Raw genomic sequence first — 17,840 nt, forward strand, 5'->3', positions numbered from 1 at the left:
CTACTTTCTACCGCACGCTCCTACTGACTACAAGAACCGGAGTTAAAATAATGCAGGTCTCTACTCCGGCCGCTCGTTCACATCGGCGGCGCGGTTTTTATTGATTGAGATGAACAGAGCCACGAACAGCATGCGAGGCGCAGTAGGAGTTACGGCTACGCGGTTGTAGCTGCCTACCTCATTAGGCTGGGATGCGTAGCGGTAGCCATAGATGTTCTGGCGGCCCAGCACATTGCTAGCGGCTACGTGCACAATGGTATACTGCCCAAATAAGCTGGTGATATAGCTCGCATTCAGGCTCAGGTCCTGGTAGGTGGGTAGTATACCCTGGTTGTAGCCGTGCTCGGGGCCGTTCAGGTCGTTATAGCGACGGGGGCTGCCGTAGCTGTAGGTAGCGCCCAGCAGCGTATGCAGGCGCCCTACCCAGTATTTCCCTACTACCGACATATTGTGGCGGGCAGCAAACGTAGGCACGGCTGCTACTGGGTCTTGGCGATACTGACGCTTGGTGTCCAGAAAGCCGTAGCTGAAGTAATATTCCAGGTTTTTGATGCTTTTACGGTCGCGCCAGAGCACATCCAGGCCGCGGGCGTAGCCGGTGCCGCCGTTGTTGTAAGCAGCAGCCTTGCGAGGGTGCTGGCCATCGTAGCGGGTAAGGTGAGCGTACGTTTTGTAGTAGGCTTCTACTTGCAGCAGTTGCTGGTCGTGGGTGTATTGGTAGGTCAGCACCGAGTGGGTAGCCTGCTCGAAGCGCAGGGCAGGTTGCACCAGCAGCAAAGCATTATCGGGGGTTTGGTAGAAGCGGCCATAAGCGCCCGACAGAGAACTGCGCTCTGTGGTTTGGTAGGCTAGCGCCACGCGAGGGGCCGCATTCCAGCGGTTCAGCAGCGCCGAATACTCGGCCCGACCACCTACCCGCCCCGCCAGCCGGTCGCTGAGCTGAAAGTCTGATTCGGCAAAAACGGCGGTTCGTTTCTCCAGAAAATCGGCGGTATACACTGGTGCTTGTGCTGCATGCGGCTGCACTTGCTGGGTTACGTGTTGCGCGAGGCCTTCGGCTCCTACTTTCACATTCCAGCGGGTCGCCGCCGAGTCGTTGATAAGCACTACGCGGCCTACGAGGGCTTGCTCTAGGGTGTGCAGGCGCACGGTGTCGGGGGCCACGTGCTGGTGGTCTTGGCTGATGCCTACCCCCGTTTGCAGGCTCCACCCCCGGCACAAGGGGCTGCGAAACGTAGTATTGAGGAAGCCATTGCCGTTGCGCATGGCTACCGTTTGCCGGCCCGCGGGCTCGGGGCTGGGCTGCCCAATGGTGAATTGCTGCTGGCTCCAGGTGCCATACACCTTTAGCATGCCCACTTGTCCGGTTTGGTGGCGCAAACTCAGGGAAGTACTTAGTCCGCGCGGCGCCTGAAGCCACGTCACATTTTGCGGCACGAGGCGCTGGTATGGCGCGAGGTTGGTGTAGTCGAGGGTGGCAGCTAGAGACGTCCGTTTCCAGCGCTGAGTCCGCGAGGCACCGAGAAACAAGGAGCTAACCGACAAGCCCGTTTGCGTTTCGGGGGCCAGGTCCGTGGAGTTCAGCAGCAGCACCCCCGACAGCGCCTGCCCGTACAGGGCCGAGTAGCCGCCCGTGCTAAACACAGTACCCCGAAACAAGCTGGGCGAAAACCGCCCCCTGGCTGGTACGGCGGCCACCGTGGCATTGTAAGGGTTTTGCACCGGCAGCCCATCCATGTACACTTTAGTTTCGGTAGCGGCCCCTCCCCGCACAAACAGCATTCCATCTTCTCCTACCCGGGTGGTGCCGGGCAACGTGTTGAATGCGGCAGCCACATCAGCCAGGGCGCCCGCGGTGGTTTGGATGTCGCGGGTGTTAAGCGCGGCCGAGCGGTGCTCGTCGCTGGCCTCGAAGGCACCTGCCGTAACCACCACCGACCCCAAAGCGTGCGGAGTGCTCTGTAGCACTAGCTCAAGGCGGGCAGGTGCGCCACCCAGGGTTACGGGACGCTCAACGGTCAGGAAGCCAAGTAAGCTGGCTTGGAGCACGTAGTTGCCAGCCGCTTGCTGAGTTTCGATGCGAAATCGGCCCAGAGAATCCGTGCTGGCACCGTCGAAGGTTGCTTTCAGGAAGACGTTGACTCCGGGCAGAGGCTGCCCCGCCTTATCACGGACGGTGCCAGTGAGCAAGAGTGTAGATTGGGCCAGCAGGCTTACGGTTGAAACCAACAGCAGGAGGCACAGGAGGAACAGACGTTTCATGGAAGTAGCGGCGTAGTGACAAGCCAAAAGTGGCTCGCGACTAAGGCGCCTGAAACTTGTTCTTACTGAAGTGTCGAATAAGGTAGATGAAGTGCTTCCGCGGCGCTACACCACCTCAGCAGCACCACTGGCACCGCTTTAAACAGACCATTTCGTACCGGGTGAAAACGCACGCCCTTCACCAATGCCTCGGCGCTGGTTACCACTAGGCCTCCTAGAAAAACCGCAGCAGCCACCCCACCATTTTCTTTACCTGGGCGGTGTAGGGCGGGTACAGCGCTTTCATGGCCGTGCGCCCCACACGCTGCTTCAGCACCGATTTCTCATTGCTGAAGCTAAGAAAGCCCGCGTGCCCGTGCGCCCGGCCCAGGCCGCTATTGCCAAGCCCTCCGAAGGGCAAGTCGGGGTGGGCGAGGTGCAGGATGGTTTCGTTGACGCAGGCGCCACCCGCCGGAATGTTCTGAAGTAGGTAGCGCTGGTTGTCGGCGCTTTGAGAGAAAACGTACAAAGCCAACGGGCGCGGCCGGGCATTCACCTCATCAACGGCACCCATGAGCGTGCGGAAGGTGCGCACGGGTAGCAGAGGCCCAAAAATCTCCTCCTGCATAATGCGGCTGGTGGGAGCTACGTCCGTTAGCACAGTGGGCTCAATAAACTGCTGCTCCGCATCTACTAGGCCGCCCAAGGCAATAGTGGCCCCGTGCGCCTGGGCGTCTTCCAGCAGGCCGGCTACTCTCCGAAAATGTCCCTGGTTTACAATGCGAGCGTAGGACGCTGAGGCCGCCACGCCTTCCCCGGCAGGGTCATAGAAGCGAGTTATGACAGCCTGAATTTCTTTCAGTAGCTGTTCCTGCACCGCTTCGTGCACTAGCAGATAGTCGGGCGCCACGCAGGTTTGGCCGGCATTAATGCCCTTGCCCCACACTATTTTCTCGGCGGCATCCCGCAAGTCGGCAGTTTCATCTACTAAAGCAGGGCTTTTACCCCCGAGTTCCAGGGTTACGCTGGTCAGGTGCTCGGCGGCGGCTCGCATTACAATCTTCCCCACTTGGGGGCTACCTGTAAAGAAGATGTGGTTGAACGGCAAAGCCAGCAGGTGCGTGGCCGTTTCCTTGTCGCCTTCCACTACGGTTACTTCGGCGGGGTCGAAGATTTCCTGACACATTCGGGCTAGCAAGGCGGCTACCGTGGGCGTCATCTCCGAGGGCTTGATGATGCAGGCATTGCCCGCCGCCAGCGCCGAAATCAGTGGGTCAATGGCCAAGTAGAAGGGATAATTCCAGGGCGCAATTAGCAAGCACACCCCCTTGGGCTCATACTGCACCCAGCCCCGGGTACCCACCAACGACATGGGCGTGCCCACCTTAGTGGGCTGGGTCCACTGCTTTAGGTGGCGCAGGGTGTGCTTAATCTCCATCTGCGACGACCATATTTCGGTTACGTCGGTTTCGGCGGCGGGCTTGCGGAAGTCGGCATAGAGGGCCTGCTGAATGGCCGCGCGGTTTTCCTCCAGCCAATGGCTGAGTTTGCGCAGACGGGCAGCCCGCGGCTCCCACCCTTCCTTGCGTAGGGCCTCGGCACGCGCCTGCTGCCGGGCAAACACTTGGCCGATGAACGTGGCGTCGTTGGTAGATGTGGAAGCGGAAGTGGTGGGGTTCATAGAGGCAGGGTGAAATACCATTCGCTAATTTTAATATTATCTAACCCATTTCTACTCAGATGCCCCATCTTTACAGTGCCGAAGCACCCCCAGCCTGTTTGGCTATCGGAAACGGCCGAAGTCTCTAAGCAGACGCAACGAACTATGCATCATGTCAGTCAGCGAATCCGAGAGTTGCTAGAGTTGCTAGCTACCCACTGGCCTGCTTTTTCAGAAATGGAATTGGAGTATACGCCAGCGCCCGGCAAATGGTCCCGAAAAGAGACCTTGGGCCACCTTATTGACTCGGCCACGAACAACCACCTGCGGTTTGTGCAAAGCCAGACCATGCCAGAGCCCTTGCTCGTGGTGCCCTATCCCCAGGAACAATGGGTGCGTTTGTCTCGGTACCAGCACACGCCTTCCGCCGATTTGCTTCACCTCTGGCAGCTCTACAACCAGCAGCTAGCTCGCCTGCTTGAGAACCTGCCCGCTGCCGCCGCCTCGCACCGCTGCGAGTTCGACAACGGCTACGGCGTATCATTGCAGTGGCTGGCGGAAGATTACGCCGTGCATATGGAGCACCACATTCAGCACATTCTGAGCCGGGTTTAAACCAGTAACTTACCGCAGCAAAGTAGGATAGTTCTTAGCTGGCAGAAAAGTTGAGCCCAGGGCGGCACTATTTCAAGGCTGAATTGCGTTTAGGAAGCTTGTGTTTTGCTTTCTGATGCGTAGTACCTTCTCGATTTCTAGTGCCCGGCGCGGACGCGCAGCCCGGTTGTTGTGTTTACTGAGTGTTTTTCTTGTTGCTGGTGGCAGTGCCCAGGCCCAGAAGTTGGCCCCGCCCGTGCGGTTTCGGCAAGTAGCTCCCGATGTGTTTGTTCACACCTCCTACCACAAGTCTGCGGGTACTACCGCACCCGTAGCGGCTAACGGCCTCATTGTGCGGACCAGCACGGGGGCTCTGCTCGTGGATACCGGCTGGAACTCCGACCAAACTCTGCAAATTCTGCGCTGGGTAGCCGATAGTTTGCACCAGCACGTGCGCATGGCCGTTGTTACCCACGCCCACGAAGACCGCCTGGGTGGTATTGCGGCGCTGCGGGCCAATCACATCCGCGTGCTAGGGAGTCCGCTTACGGCCAAGCTTGCCTTGGCGCAGCAGCTTGATGCTCCTACCCCATCCATTCAGCCTTACACGCTTATTCGGGCGGGCCGCACCCGGTTGGAAGTGTTCTTCCCCGGTCCGGGTCATGCTCCCGACAATGTAGTGGTGTGGCTTCCGCGCCAGCGGGTATTGTTTGGCGGTAGCCTGCTCAAGGATGCTACTGCCACCACCCTCGGCAACATTGCCGACGCCGACTTGAAGCAGTGGCCAGCGGCCGTGCGCAAGGTAGCAACCCACTACCCCAAGGCGCAGGTGGTAGTGCCCGGCAATGGCGCCCCCGGGGGCCCCGAGTTGTTTACGCACACGCTTCGGCTGCTTCGGCCCGGTAGCAACCCCCAGACCCGCACTGCCCTGAATAGCAAGTAGCCCCTCTAGCTTCGTTCCTCCAACGAAACGACCCGAGCTCAGCAGCCACCTGCTGAGCTCGGGTCGTTTCGTTGGAGGAGTAGCACGAACTGTTAGCTAGCCTTAGCTGCTTGGCGCTGATTGCTCACTTTGGTTTTCTTTTTGCTGCCGCTCTTCTGCTTCTTGAGGTAGGCCGTGGCCTCATTGTACGCGTCCGATTTGCGCTCGGCCTTGGTTTGCACCTCTTTATAGTAACGGACGGCGCGTTCCGGGTCCTTCTGCTTCTGCGCAATACGAGCCAAATTCAGCAAAGAATACAGATAGAAACCCTGCTTGGTGTCGCCGGTGCTTTCCGAGAATACCACGCAACGCTGGTAGTAGTCCTGGGCTTTCACCAAGTCGGCCCGCTGAATCTGCATAATGCTGCCGAGGAAGTAGGTAGCATAGCGCCCGCTAATGCCCTCGTAGCCGGGCATGCCGCGGTTTAGCTTGTCGAGTATATCGAGGCTTACCCGCTCGCACTCTGCCAGCTCGCCCTTCTGGTAACACATAAGGGCATAGAAGCGCTGGAAGTAACCGTTATCGGGGTAGGTAAGCGCCATTTGGCGGGCCACTGGAAACGCTTCGTCGGGCTTGTTTTCCTGATTTTGCAGAATTTTCATCAGAAACACCTTCGACTCGTTGGCGGTGTAGAAACCGTTCTGGGCTACGCTACGCAACTGTTGTAAGCCCAGCTGGCGGTTACCCTTCGGGAAAAACAGCAGCACAGGTTTGAGTAGCGGATAGTTATCCGAAATCCAAACGGCGTAGTAGTTGATGAGCGCCTGCCCAAACATAAACTCGGGGCTGAGGCCGTTGGCCTCCTGGCTTTTCTCTAGGTAGTCGAGGGCGCGCTTGCTAGACAGGGTAGCCTTGCGCCAATTGTGGCGCTCTGCGTTGAGGCGCGCATCAAAGCCATAGGCGGCCGAGAGGAAAAAGCAGGCCTCGTAGTTTCTGGAATCTTGCCCGTACTGGCGCTCGGCCTTGGTAATGGCCGTATCCATGTAGGCGAAGAAAGTCTTATCGTACTGCTCGGTGGTGATGTTAGTGGGCATAATCTTCCACCACGTATTCAGCCCCAGCAAAAAGTACGGCATGGGGTGGTTGGGGTAGCGCCGTCGCAGAGAACGGAATTGCTTCTCCGACTTGTCGTACTTGAAGTTGTAGAGGTTTTGAATAGCGCCCTCCAGCTCCGTTTGAATATCCTTGTCGAGCAGCAGCCAGCCTTTGGTATCTACCGCATTGGGGGCAATATCCACGTTGCTGAGATCCACCTGGCGGGCGGGCTCGGGGTTAGTAGGAGTGGGCTGCTGCGCATAGGCACTAAGCCCAAATAGCAGCAGGTAGCAGAATAAGAGATGACGCATCATTAACTACTTGAACCCTTAATGTTAGGGAAAAGGTCGGAGTTGTACGGCTGTCAGACCGAATTGATATGGCTAACCAGAGAGGAAGCTGCGCTGTTCAGCTTCATCTGCGCGCTACTCAACGCAGGATTTTATAAAAAAGCTACTTACTATCAGGCAATAACGACTTTTTCCGAGTTAGCTGTACTATTGCCCATTTTGGCGCTCCTATTTTTCTCAAACCAGCCCGGGACACGGCTGGTTCACCGACGCAAAAACAAGGGTGGCCTAGGCACAAAAAAAAGAGGCTGAAGCTCCCACAGCCTCAACCTCTTTTAGCGTTTACCGGGCGCCAGAAGCATCCGGGAAACGGCCAGCGGCTTAAATTCCCACCCAAAGCCGCTGGATATATATGCTACCAACCCCTAGGGGCGAGCAGCCGACTGGCTTTTTTGCAGCCAGCTAAATGCGTTAAACTGCCCTGCTGTCAAAATACGGGCCATATTTTCAGTGTAGCGCTCTTCTACCTGGACCCGGGCCGGACGCGCAGCTAGTGCACCATCTACGTGGGCGGCCAGCATTTCGGGCGCCGCAGCCAGCGAATCAAGCTGCTGTAGGTACTGCTGGGTGCACTGCCGCACGGCGGCGCGCTGGTTGCGGCGCAAGTTTAGGGCGTGCGTCAGGTAGGCGCTCATGTGCGTGCTGCGCTCGGTTACGGTTTCGGTGGCCACCGGCCGCGCGGGGCGGGCCGTACTCCGCCCCATGGGTGCCCCGGCAAGCAGAATAAGCAGCAGGACGAAGGCTTGGGAGTACGTGCGTAACAAAGTCATAAGGGCATGCAAAATGGTAGTGCAAGGTCGGAAGAACCAGGAGGCGCTACCACCACTTGATTGGCTTGTTCCGGTGCTGTGTTGACTATTCATATTATCTGTGCGTATCTTGCTTGTAAGTCTGGCACTACCACCCCGCATGAAGCTCCAATTCGAACCCATCCAGCCCACTATTGACAGCTCCTTTACGCTGTTACACTACACTGAGGTTCAACAAGGTGGGCTTTTGTGGCATTATCATCCCGAGTACGAGTTGGTGTACATCCCCAAGGGCACCGGGCGCCGCCACATTGGGCAGCACATCTCCCGCTTCGAGGATGGTGAGCTCGTGCTGATTGGTCCTGATTTGCCCCATCTGACCTTTAGCTACGGTAAGCCGGCGGGAGTGCCTTTTGAAGAAATTGTGGTGCAACTGCGGGCCGATTTTCTGGGCGAATCGTTTTGGCAGCGCCCCGAGCTGGCCGACATTCGCCACCTGCTGGCGCGCTCCCACGAGGGCTTGTCGTTTGGGGGCAGCACGCGGGCAGCCATCGGCCAAGATTTGCGCCAGCTCTTGCACGAGCCGCCCTTTGCGCGCCTGCTCACGCTGCTGCGCGTGATGCAAACCCTGGCCCAAGCGCCCGCCACCGATTGCACGCCCCTGCACGCGGGCCACGCCGGGCTGGGGCGCCAGGGAAAGGAGCAGCAGCGCCTGAGCCGCGTGTACCAGTACATTGAGCAGCACTACCACCGCGCCTCCTTGTCGGTACAGGAGGTAGCGGAAGTAGCCTACCTCTCGGTGCCAGCCTTCTGCCGCTACTTCCGTCAGATGACCCGCCTTACCCTCACCGACTTCCTGCAGGACTTTCGGGTAAGTCACGCTTGCCGTTTGCTGCTGGAAGAAGAAGAACTTTCGGTAACGGAGGTGTGCTACGCCACGGGTTTCAACAACGTGTCGCACTTCAACAAGACGTTCCGACGCCATACCAATCAAAGTCCTACGGAATACCGCCGCCAGCGGCTGGCTCAGTAAGCGCACGGAAACATCAACTCGCGTGGGCGGATCGAAAAACAAGCATCAACGCATCCGGTTGGGCCTCCCTATTCTGCGGTTTTAGCAGCCGCTAGGTTTGTTGAAGTAGTACTACGCGCTGGCTGAACGTCTGCTAGTCGTTTGGGTGTTAGGCAGAAAATTCCTGTTTTCATCTATGACTGCTTTTTCGGCGGCCCGGGCTGTTTGGTGCGGGTTGTTGGTTTCGCTACTGCTTGTGCTGATAGGGGCCGGGGGGCCAGGGCCACAGGTTCCCACCTTGGCGCTGCAAGCCGCTAAGCTTCCCTTCACGCCCACCCACTTCTACATAGCTACCATTCGCGACGAGCGGCCCAACCGTAGCGCCGTGGCGTGGCTAGTACCAACTACTAGTAAGGCGGGCACCCCACTTGCGCCGGCTCGGCCCGTGGACCTGCAAGGGGGAGCCTTGCCTGCCATTCAGCAGTTTGTGCGGCAAAGTCTACCCCGCAACCCCGCCCTTCGGCCTGTTCAAATTCGGGTGCGGGAGTGCCGGGTGCAGGAAACGCCCGCCCCCGGCGGCTTGGTGGAAGGACGCATTGCAGTGGTTATGGCTTTCGACTACCAAACACCCGACCGGGCCGTGTTTCTGACGGAATACCGCGGGGGGGCCCGCTACATGCGCTCCGCCACCGACTTGGCACCCGTAGAGCCTGCTTTGCGTCAATCATTGGCGGGGGGCCTCTCCTACCTCCAAGCCTGGATTAGCCAAGCTGCTACCCGCGACGTGCGCCTGGCTACGGCCGTCCATCCTACCTTCCGCTACGAAACTCGGCGGACCGAGCCCGACACCTTATTCTACGACGTGAAACGGCCTCTGGTCTGGTCGGATTTTACTGGTCAGCCCCGGCCGCGCGGTCAGTACGCCGCGGCGGTATTTCCCGGCTTTGCCTACCAAGGCCGCCCGCGGGTAGTAAATGGCGTGGTGCAGCTCGACTTGCAGCTGAGTATTTTTGTGGTGCGCAGCTCCTCCTGGGTAGCACCCGGCCAGCAAACCGATTTCAACCTCAACCATGAGCAGCGCCACTTTGACCTGGTGCGGCTGGTAGCCGAGCGATTCCGGCGCAAAGCCACCCCCGATAGCCTGACGGTGGAAGACTATAACAGCATCCTGCAACTGCAATACCTCAAGTCTTTCACCGAAATGAACCACTTACAAGATCAGTACGACGCCGAAACCCACGGCGGCACCGATGTAGCAGCGCAGGAACGCTGGAACCACCGCATCGACGCGGAACTGCGCCAGTACGGTGTGAAATAACGCTAGCGGTCAAGCTGCCCCCTATCGCCTGTCAGCAGAAAGCCCTGGGAGCTGGCTCCAACCATCTTGGTTGGAGCCAGCTCCCAGGGCTTTTCTTGGTGCCTATGGGTGGCTAGTTAGTCTTTTACTTTCCGCTCACCGTCATCGTCAACTTTTACTTTGCGGCCGCTGGCATATTTGGTTTTCCGCTCGCCGTCTTTATCTATTTTCACCTTGGTACCGTTGGCGTACTCAATTTTCACGTCGCCACCATCACGCTCATACTTCACAATGGCCGGGCCCCGACGACGGGCGGGCGCTGCCGTCTGGGTAGTGGTGGTAGTGGTGGTAGCCGTAGAAGCCGTGTAGGGCGTACCATCGTAGTAGGCCCCGCGGTTGGCGGCGTAGGTAGTGTACTGAGGCTCCGTCACGATGCTTTTCACCGAGCGGTCAGTCTCGTCGTTGATGCTACGCAGTGCGGCGTAACGGCCCGTAGTATCGCTGGTGTACTGGCTGTCCACTTCGTTGAGGCGGCGGCCACGGGTATAGTACGTTTTCTGGATGCGCGTTACCACTACCGTATCCGTCAGCTTCAGGTCATCGGCAATGCGAGAAGCCAGTTGGTCGGCCTCGGTGCGGTAAGCCGTTGAGTCGGTGCTGGTGGCGGGCACAGCGTCGTTTACTACCACGGCCGTGTCAGCCGAGGGGGTAGTAGCTGCATCTTCGGCGGCGGGCTTGTTTTGGCTGCAGGATGCTATTGCAACGCTGGCCGCGCACGAAAGGAAAAGCAAGGTCTTTTTCATGAGAGAAAAGTCAGAATTGGATATAGCCCGGAAGCTATGATTGCGCTGATACGGTGACGATAGCGCTAGGGTTGTGCTCCTCCCCTTGAGGCTACTAGGCTGCTACCAAACTGAAGCCCCACTATGGGTTTGCCTAGGTTTGGATGGTAGCTTTGCGAGGGCTGCTAACGGCCAAGCATGATGAGCGACAGGATAGTAGATGCGGCAGCGCAACGGGCCCGGGTGGCCATTGCGCTGTTCTTTTTTGTATCGGGGTTCGGGTTTGCCACCTGGGCCTCGCGGATTCCCACTATTCAGCAGCGCCTAGGATTGGACGAAGCCCAATTGGGCGGCGTGTTATTTGCTCTGCCGCTGGGGCTAATGCTCACGCTTCCTATTACGGGCTGGCTGCTGCAGCGCTTCAGCAGCCGACAGGTGATGATGGTAGGCGCCGTGCTTTATAATGCCGCGCTGGCCCTGCTGGGGTTTGCCCAGCACACGTGGCAGCTTGTAGCACTGCTATTTTGCTTTGGCTCGTCGCGCAACCTGCTCAACATTTCAGTGAATGCGCAATCGGTGGGGGTGCAGCGGCTTTACCCGCATTCCATCATCACTACCTTCCACGGGGTGTGGAGCGTGGCGGGTTTTGCGGCCGCCGCCGTGGGGTCGGGGCTGGTGCAGATGGGGGTGCTGCCCAACTACCACTTTGTGGGGGTGGCTGTAGTGCTTACGGCCGTGGCGGTGTACTTCTTTCCTAATACCCTTCCGCTGCCACCGGCCCAGGAGGAACGCAAGTCGGGATTTTCTCTGCCCGATAAGTCGCTGCTGAAGTTTGGAGTCATTTCCTTTGCCTGCATGGCCTGCGAGGGCACCATGTACGACTGGAGTGCTATCTACTTTCAGAAAGCAGCACACGTGCCCAAGGAAACGGCTACCCTAGGCTTTGCGGCCTACATGGTAGCCATGACTACCGGGCGCTTCGGGGGCGACTGGCTGGTAAGCCGCTTTGGGGTGAAGCCTATGCTACACTACAGTGGCCTTCTGATTACGGTGGGAATGAGCCTAGCGGCCCTGGTGCCCACGGCCCTAGGGGCGGGCGCGGGGTTTGTGCTGGTGGGGCTGGGCGTATCGTGCGTGGTACCGCTGGTATTTGGGCTGGTAGGGCGTACAACTACCTTAAACTCCGGGACGGCCATTGCAGGTATTTCGACCATCGGCTACTTCGGATTTCTGGTGGTGCCGCCCCTAGTAGGGTTTGTTGCGGAGGCGGCCAGCCTACGGTGGTCGTTTGGGCTGGTGGCGGTGCTGGGTGCAGTGCTGGTGCTGCTGGTGCGGTTGCTGCCCAACCCGGATGAGGAAGCGCCCGAAAAAATTCCGGCGAGCCGGGCAACGGTAGCGGCAGCAGCAGCATCTGAGGAGGTATAATGCCCTTGACTCCACCTTCTTACTTCTACTTCCCGATGAATGCTTCTCTCCTCCGCAAGACGTTCGCAGTAGCAGCCCTGTGCGGCGCTACGTCCGTGCTCACCGTATCGGCCCAGCAGCTGCGCCCGGTGGGCTCTTTTGAGCGCATCAAAACTAGTGGGGCGTGTGATGTGCAGCTAACCCAGGGCGCCACCACCGAAGTAAAAGTGCAGGCCGAGGGCGGCGCGGAGCAGTATATCAAGACGGAGGTGCAGAATGGGGCACTCATGATTTTCCGGGACCCCAATGCGCCGCGCAACGTCTTCAACAACAAAAAAGCGGTGGTGTACGTGACCTGCCCCCGCCTTACTAGCATAGAAGCCAGCGGCGCCTGCGACGTAGTAAGCAAATCTACTTTCGCGGCCGAGGCCTTCACCATCAAAGCCAGCGGAGCTTGCGACATCAACTTGCAGCTCAACGCTACCACCCTAAACGTGCAAGCTTCCGGGGCCAGCGACATTCGGTTGGCGGGCCGTGTGGAGCGCCAGCAAGTTCAAATCAGCGGCAGCAGCGACTACCAAGCTACCAACCTGAAAAGCCACAAAGCCAACGTGCAAGCCTCCGGCTCCAGCGACGCCTACGTGTTTGTAGATGGCGAGCTATCCTCCCACGCTTCCGGCGCCAGCGACATTCACAACGCGAGCCGCACCTCGAAGTAACCGCCTCGCCTTAGCCCGCTTAAGCTGACCCGGCTAGCAGCCAGATGAGCAGGCTAGTTGCGCAAAGGCTTTCCGGCCGGAGTATGCACCTAGCAAAAGGGGCGGCCATTCTGAGAATGGCCGCCCCTTTTATTCAATCATGCACTTACGATACGTCACCTTAATACACCACCTTGGATAGAAGCTTGGGCTAGCGCAAGGGAGTAGCGGCTGTGGTTTGGCGCACAAAGAGCAGGGCATCGTAGGCTTCCGAGAGCTTGAAGTTGGCATAGTCATTTTTGCCACTGGAAGGGGCGTACCCCACGAAACGGTGGGGGCGCTTGAGGTTTTGGGCGCCTAGGGCTTGGGTTTGCAGGTAGAAGACGGGGGCCGCCACAGCGCCTAGCGTTTGCTCCCAGGAGCCGGCCAGTGGAGCTTCCAAGGAGTAGCTAGCCATGGGGCTGGTGCGGGTAATGTGGCGGTCGGTGGTGGCGGCAAAAGTGCCGGTGGCCGTGCTCGTACCCAGCACGAAGTACTTGCCAGGCAGCATGCGCTCAATAAAGGCTCCCGTACCGCCCCCGTTGTTAGGATCATCGGCCATGGCAATCTTGCGAGACACGTGCGCATCGTGGGCCCACACAATTACTTTATCGTTTTGGCCAGGCACCAGGGAGCGAGTCATTTCGGCCATTAGGCTGTCGCGAGAAACGTCGCGCTTCAAGACGGTAAACTGGTAGAACACGTCGAAGCCCATTTTGGCGTCCAGCGCAAAGGCCTGGGCTTTTTCCCGCTGCTTACGGGGCAGACGAGCAGTAGGCAGGGCTTTCTGGATTTTGTCGGCCACGTAGTAGCCTTCCAGGCCGCTGGACAGCCAGCGCTGCCGCGGAAACTTATAGCCCTTGGTGTTGAGGCCCGCCCACACCGAGTCTTGCAATTGCGCGGCTTTCGTAAGCTGGCTGGTGAGGTCTTGCAGGCCGCTCTGGGGGTAGCGGGCGGCCAAGGCGCTCAGCTCGTGGGCCTCGGGCAGCACGTAGGCCGCATCAATCCCCCGCACCTGCAACTGACGACGGTGCTGGCGGTTGTAGCCTTGCAGCCAGGTAAGCAGCTCAGCTGTTTCCTGGTTTTGCCAGATGCTGTACAGGTGGGCCTTCATGAGGGGAGCCACGGCGGCTTTTGGCTTGCGCAGGCCTTCGTTGAGCTGGTAGGTGTCGGTATAATCGTTTTCCAGGGCTACCTGCTTGAAGCCGTACTCCTCCATCAGAATCCGCGTCAGCCAGAACCGCAGCCGGTAGAACTCGGCCGTGCCGTGCGTGCCTTCGCCCATGGCTACCACTTGCTTGTCGGCCATCTGCTTCACCAAGGGTAGCACCGCGGCCCGGAAAGACTCGAAGCTCTGGGTGTTGACGGGGTTGATTAGGCTGGCTGGCAGAACGAGGCGGGCCGTATCGGGGGTAGTAGCGACGGGGGCACTAGGCTGGGCCGTGGCAACCAGGGAAGCGGTAGCAAGCAGGGCCGTAGCGAGCAGGGAGCGGAAGGTAGTTTTCATGGGTACGGAGGGTAGTTGGTGCCGGGGAAAGGCCAGTCGTTCAGCGACTAGCAACGACACAAAGGAATAGGCCCTGGAGGCCGAAAGGAAGCTTTATTAGACCAAGCCGGGCTTAGTTCCGACCAATGCAGCAACCCCTTTTTTTAGTCGAAAAAACACCCGGCTTAGTCGAAATAGCACCGCCGGGGCGCAGCATCACCCGCGCAAATCTGCCAACTTGCTCCAGGCAGCGCCGCCCACCCAACCGGCGCCGTTGCCTTGCCTGCTCCCGCATACACTTATCTGGCTCCCCTGCTGGCTACTACTAGACCTCTTCCACTTTCCACTACCTCCCTTTCCCAATGACGACTACCCCCGCCCCTGTTCGGTGCCTGATTGTGGACGATGAGCCCTTGGCCCACCAGGTGCTCACCCAGTTCATAGGCCAAACGCCGGGCCTCACCCTCACGGGGAAATGCCGCAATGCCATGGAGGCCTACGAGCACCTGGCGCAACAACCCGTGGACCTACTGTTTCTGGATATTGAGATGCCCTTGATGACGGGGCTGGACTTTCTGCGCAACCTGCGCTACCCGCCCAAAACGGTGCTCACCACGGCCTACCGGGAATACGCCTACGAGGGCTACGAGCTAAACGTGCTCGACTACCTGCTGAAGCCTTTTTCCTACGAGCGGTTCCTAAAGGCCGTATCTCGCCTTCCTGCCTTGCAGCCCCTACCCCACACCGACGATACGGCCGAGAAATACCTGCTGGTGAAGGAGCGCCAGGGCTTGTTGAAAGTCCCCCACCGCGACATCATCTATGTGGAAGGCTGTAAGGACTATGTGAAGCTGATGACGGCCACCAAAACCTACCTCCTTCACCAAACCATGAAGGAAATGGTAGAAATTCTGGGGCCTAGCTACCTGCGGGCACACCGTTCCTTCATTGTGGCGGCCGCTCATATCAAGCTTCTCCAGCCCGACCAAGTGCTGTTGCAGGACAATACCCTCATCCCCATTGGCAACTCCTATAAGGCCGATCTGCTGGCTTTCTTCAAAAAGTAATCCGTTCAGGATAAGCACCTAGCACTCACACAAAAAGCCAGCTGCTATGGCGTAGTTGTGCCATATTCTCAGTAACTCAGCACCTCATTCCATCTTCCTTGACTTATGCTTATCAAACACTATGTATCCCTGCTAGCCCTCAGCGGCCTGAGCCTTCTGAGCCACGCCCAATCATTCAACAAAGCCAAGCTCGATAGCCTCCTGACTACCCTCGCCAGCCACGACAAGGCCATGGGTAGCCTCACCATCTCGCAGAACGGGGCCGTGGTGTACAGCAGAGCCATTGGGTACGAGAGCCTCAATGGCACCACGAAAACGCCCGCTACACCCAGCACCCACTACCGTATTGGCTCCGTGACCAAAGTATTCACGGCGACCCTCATTTTTCAGCTCATCGACGAAGGAAAGCTAACTCTGGACACCCCCCTGGCTACGTACTTCCCTCAGCTTCCCAATGCCCAGCGCATCACCATTGGGCAGTTGCTCAGCCACCACAGCGGCCTGCACAGCTTCACCAACGACGCCACCTATAGCACCTACTTCACCCAGCCGAAAACCCAGGCCGAAATGCTGGCCATGATTGGGCAAGGCAAGCCCGACTTTGAGCCGGGCGCTAAGTTTTCGTACAGTAACGCGGGATATGTAGTACTGGGCTACGTGGTGGAGAAAATTACAAAGCAGCCGTACGCCCAAGCTTTGCAAAAACGCATAATCAACAAAATCGGCCTCAAGGACACGTACTACGGCGGCAAAACCGATCCTAAGCGCCACGAAAGCTATTCCTACCGCCTAGCCAGCAGCTGGCAGGCTATGCCCGAAACCGACATGAGCATTCCGGGCGGGGCGGGAGCCATCGTTTCAACCACCACCGACCTGAACCGGTTTGCTGAGGCGCTGTTTGCGGGCAAGCTGGTTTCCGAGAAAAGTCTGGCCCGCATGCAAACCATCACCGACAACGGCTTTGGCATGGGATTGATGCGCATGCAATTTGGGGCGAAGCGCGCCTATGGGCACGGCGGTAGCATTGATGGCTTTGGCACCTCCCTGGGTTACTTCCCCGAGGAAAAGCTAGCAGTAGCGTACATCTCCAATGGGCAGTCTTACCCCCTCAACGACGTCATGCTGGGCGTTCTTTCCATCTACTTCCAGCAACCCTACCGCTTACCCGACTTCGATGCCAAAGCTCCTACCCTAGCCGCTACCGACCTGGTTCCCTACGTGGGCACCTACGCCAGCACTAGTATTCCGCTGAAAATCACGGTATCGGCAGTGGGGGCTACGCTACAGGCTCAGGCTACGGGCCAGCCCGTTCTGCCCCTCACCCCGGTTACCAAGGATGTGTTTTCCTATGATGCGGCGGGCATTCGGCTGGAGTTTGCGCCCAGCCGCCACGAAATGTTGCTCAAGCAAGGTGGAGGCTCTTTTCTCTTCACGCTAGAGTAGCTGGCGAAGTCGCTTCCCCATTTGCATGGTCTTCTCTCTGGCAGCGGAAATTGTACCGCTGCCAGGAGCTTTCTGCGTATCTTGGAGGTTCAAGTGATGTGCCTAAGTGGGCACTCTAGCTTGTTTGGACTTTTTGATGAAGTACTTGCTGTTTGTTTGGGGGTGGCTGTTGCCGCTGGTGTTGCTGGCCGAGCCTCCGCTGGAGCCTTTGCAGATTGCCAAGCAATTTGTAGCTCCCACGGGCTGGCCCGAGATGAAAAGCTACTTGAGCGGAGAGGCGGCGGGCCAAGCTCGGCGCCAGAGCCTGGGGCAGCAGATTCCTACTACCCTGCAACGGCACTGCGAGCTACTGGAGCAGCGGGAGCACACGGCCGTGGTAGCCGTGGAGCTGCGCGACTCCGTGAGTCGCAACGACTTCTATCTGCATTTCCGCCGCGACTCTGCCAGCGCGACCATACCCTGGAAGCTAGCCGCCATTCGCAGCTTGGGCATGACGCAGCTTGGCCCGCCCATGCTCAAGCTCCTGGCCGAAATGCCTCCCGCCGAAGCAGCCCAGTACAACCAGAAGCACCCCGACGCCAGCCGTGACTTCATGCTTGGCAACATTCAGCTCTGGATTGGGTCCGACGCCAACATTGCCGAGCACTTCGCCCGCCACCAGCCCGAGTTTCAGCGGGCCGCGGACTTAGTGCAAAGCCGCTACTTTACCCCTACTCTCCCCGATACAGCCCTAGTGCGTACCGAGCAGGCCGCCAATGCCGATGCCGACGTGCTGGCCGCACTGCGTCCCCTCTACATTAGCCGCGTTACCCGCCGCAACTTGGGCTGCGCCAACTGCCTGGAGTTCCTGATTGGCGGCGTCACTGATAATACTGTGGGCCTGCTCTACCAGCCCGTAGCGGCCAAAGTTCCCCCCATGAGCCCCAACCGCATTATTGTTATGAAGCCTCTGGGCAACGGCTGGTACCTCTACAAAACTACTTAGCGCGTGAAAGAGCGTA

The 17,840-nt window shown here is 58.6% G+C and carries 15 protein-coding genes; 9 read left to right on the forward strand and 6 right to left on the reverse strand.

Features of this window, described 5'->3' with window-relative positions:
- Positions 1-60: 60 nt before the first annotated feature.
- A complete protein-coding gene (locus CHB83_RS12335; RefSeq protein ID WP_089332834.1) occupies positions 61-2,262 on the reverse strand; it encodes a TonB-dependent receptor in 2,202 nt (733 codons plus the stop codon).
- A gap of 214 nt (positions 2,263-2,476) precedes the next feature.
- The gene (locus CHB83_RS12340; protein WP_089332913.1) at positions 2,477-3,922 is read right to left on the reverse strand and encodes an aldehyde dehydrogenase family protein; all 1,446 of its coding nucleotides are present in this window, start codon (positions 3,920-3,922) and stop codon (positions 2,477-2,479) included.
- Positions 3,923-4,066: 144 nt separating this feature from the next.
- Between CHB83_RS12340 and CHB83_RS12345 the strand changes: the two genes are divergently transcribed.
- Positions 4,067-4,516 carry a DinB family protein gene (locus CHB83_RS12345; protein ID WP_052695459.1) on the forward strand — a complete coding sequence of 150 codons (450 nt, stop codon included), beginning with the start codon at positions 4,067-4,069 and terminating at the stop codon, positions 4,514-4,516.
- Between the two features lie 115 nt (positions 4,517-4,631).
- Positions 4,632-5,438 carry a subclass B1 metallo-beta-lactamase gene (gene bla / locus CHB83_RS12350; RefSeq protein WP_089332836.1) on the forward strand — a complete coding sequence of 269 codons (807 nt, stop codon included), beginning with the start codon at positions 4,632-4,634 and terminating at the stop codon, positions 5,436-5,438.
- Positions 5,439-5,530: 92 nt separating this feature from the next.
- On the opposite strand, the gene CHB83_RS12355 is transcribed toward bla, so the two are convergent.
- Both CHB83_RS12355 and CHB83_RS12365 read right to left on the reverse strand, forming a co-directional pair.
- Positions 5,531-6,826 carry a tetratricopeptide repeat protein gene (locus CHB83_RS12355; protein WP_245855340.1) on the reverse strand — a complete coding sequence of 432 codons (1,296 nt, stop codon included), beginning with the start codon at positions 6,824-6,826 and terminating at the stop codon, positions 5,531-5,533.
- A gap of 401 nt (positions 6,827-7,227) precedes the next feature.
- The gene (locus CHB83_RS12365; protein WP_089332838.1) at positions 7,228-7,632 is read right to left on the reverse strand and encodes a hypothetical protein; all 405 of its coding nucleotides are present in this window, start codon (positions 7,630-7,632) and stop codon (positions 7,228-7,230) included.
- 139 nt (positions 7,633-7,771) lie between these two features.
- On the opposite strand from CHB83_RS12365, the gene CHB83_RS12370 reads away from it, so the two are divergent.
- A complete protein-coding gene (locus tag CHB83_RS12370) occupies positions 7,772-8,644 on the forward strand; it encodes a helix-turn-helix domain-containing protein (protein WP_045689517.1) in 873 nt (290 codons plus the stop codon).
- Between the two features lie 175 nt (positions 8,645-8,819).
- Positions 8,820-9,941, forward strand: coding sequence for a hypothetical protein (locus CHB83_RS12375; RefSeq protein ID WP_089332839.1), 1,122 nt, complete (start codon positions 8,820-8,822; stop codon positions 9,939-9,941).
- Positions 9,942-10,057: 116 nt separating this feature from the next.
- On the opposite strand, the gene CHB83_RS12380 is transcribed toward CHB83_RS12375, so the two are convergent.
- Entirely contained in the window at positions 10,058-10,723 is a 666-nt protein-coding gene (locus CHB83_RS12380) for a T-complex 10 C-terminal domain-containing protein (RefSeq protein WP_045689516.1), read from the reverse strand.
- Between the two features lie 177 nt (positions 10,724-10,900).
- Here CHB83_RS12380 and CHB83_RS12385 point away from each other — a divergent pair, with 177 nt between their 5' ends.
- Positions 10,901-12,127 (forward strand): MFS transporter, encoded by a 1,227-nt coding sequence (locus CHB83_RS12385; RefSeq protein ID WP_218823173.1) that lies wholly within the window; start codon positions 10,901-10,903, stop codon positions 12,125-12,127.
- A gap of 35 nt (positions 12,128-12,162) precedes the next feature.
- Positions 12,163-12,825: a head GIN domain-containing protein gene (locus CHB83_RS12390; RefSeq protein WP_179225523.1), complete on the forward strand. Its 663-nt coding sequence runs from the start codon at positions 12,163-12,165 to the stop codon at positions 12,823-12,825.
- Positions 12,826-13,015: 190 nt separating this feature from the next.
- Here the strand turns inward: CHB83_RS12390 and CHB83_RS12395 are convergent, their stop codons facing one another.
- Positions 13,016-14,350 carry an erythromycin esterase family protein gene (locus CHB83_RS12395; protein ID WP_089332842.1) on the reverse strand — a complete coding sequence of 445 codons (1,335 nt, stop codon included), beginning with the start codon at positions 14,348-14,350 and terminating at the stop codon, positions 13,016-13,018.
- 341 nt (positions 14,351-14,691) lie between these two features.
- On the opposite strand from CHB83_RS12395, the gene CHB83_RS12400 reads away from it, so the two are divergent.
- From CHB83_RS12400 to CHB83_RS12410, 3 genes are all read left to right on the forward strand, one after another.
- Entirely contained in the window at positions 14,692-15,396 is a 705-nt protein-coding gene (locus CHB83_RS12400; RefSeq protein ID WP_089332843.1) for a LytR/AlgR family response regulator transcription factor, read from the forward strand.
- 105 nt (positions 15,397-15,501) lie between these two features.
- A complete protein-coding gene (locus CHB83_RS12405) occupies positions 15,502-16,839 on the forward strand; it encodes a serine hydrolase domain-containing protein (protein WP_089332844.1) in 1,338 nt (445 codons plus the stop codon).
- Positions 16,840-16,972: 133 nt separating this feature from the next.
- A complete protein-coding gene (locus tag CHB83_RS12410; protein WP_179225524.1) occupies positions 16,973-17,824 on the forward strand; it encodes a hypothetical protein in 852 nt (283 codons plus the stop codon).
- Positions 17,825-17,840: the final 16 nt, after the last annotated feature.

This window comes from Hymenobacter mucosus, from assembly GCF_900188255.1.
GTDB classification, from domain to species: Bacteria; Bacteroidota; Bacteroidia; order Cytophagales; family Hymenobacteraceae; genus Hymenobacter; species Hymenobacter mucosus.

What these genes read in the sequence shown, in the direction of transcription:
- CHB83_RS12335 (WP_089332834.1), bottom strand. Translation starts at nt 2,262, where the DNA reads ATGAAACGTCTGTTCCTCCTGTGCCTCCTGCTGTTGGTTTCAACCGTA.
- CHB83_RS12340 (WP_089332913.1), bottom strand. Translation starts at nt 3,922, where the DNA reads ATGAACCCCACCACTTCCGCTTCCACATCTACCAACGACGCCACGTTC.
- CHB83_RS12345 (WP_052695459.1), top strand. Translation starts at nt 4,067, where the DNA reads ATGCATCATGTCAGTCAGCGAATCCGAGAGTTGCTAGAGTTGCTAGCT.
- bla (WP_089332836.1), top strand. Translation starts at nt 4,632, where the DNA reads ATGCGTAGTACCTTCTCGATTTCTAGTGCCCGGCGCGGACGCGCAGCC.
- CHB83_RS12355 (WP_245855340.1), bottom strand. Translation starts at nt 6,826, where the DNA reads ATGATGCGTCATCTCTTATTCTGCTACCTGCTGCTATTTGGGCTTAGT.
- CHB83_RS12365 (WP_089332838.1), bottom strand. Translation starts at nt 7,632, where the DNA reads ATGACTTTGTTACGCACGTACTCCCAAGCCTTCGTCCTGCTGCTTATT.
- CHB83_RS12370 (WP_045689517.1), top strand. Translation starts at nt 7,772, where the DNA reads ATGAAGCTCCAATTCGAACCCATCCAGCCCACTATTGACAGCTCCTTT.
- CHB83_RS12375 (WP_089332839.1), top strand. Translation starts at nt 8,820, where the DNA reads ATGACTGCTTTTTCGGCGGCCCGGGCTGTTTGGTGCGGGTTGTTGGTT.
- CHB83_RS12380 (WP_045689516.1), bottom strand. Translation starts at nt 10,723, where the DNA reads ATGAAAAAGACCTTGCTTTTCCTTTCGTGCGCGGCCAGCGTTGCAATA.
- CHB83_RS12385 (WP_218823173.1), top strand. Translation starts at nt 10,901, where the DNA reads ATGATGAGCGACAGGATAGTAGATGCGGCAGCGCAACGGGCCCGGGTG.
- CHB83_RS12390 (WP_179225523.1), top strand. Translation starts at nt 12,163, where the DNA reads ATGAATGCTTCTCTCCTCCGCAAGACGTTCGCAGTAGCAGCCCTGTGC.
- CHB83_RS12395 (WP_089332842.1), bottom strand. Translation starts at nt 14,350, where the DNA reads ATGAAAACTACCTTCCGCTCCCTGCTCGCTACGGCCCTGCTTGCTACC.
- CHB83_RS12400 (WP_089332843.1), top strand. Translation starts at nt 14,692, where the DNA reads ATGACGACTACCCCCGCCCCTGTTCGGTGCCTGATTGTGGACGATGAG.
- CHB83_RS12405 (WP_089332844.1), top strand. Translation starts at nt 15,502, where the DNA reads ATGCTTATCAAACACTATGTATCCCTGCTAGCCCTCAGCGGCCTGAGC.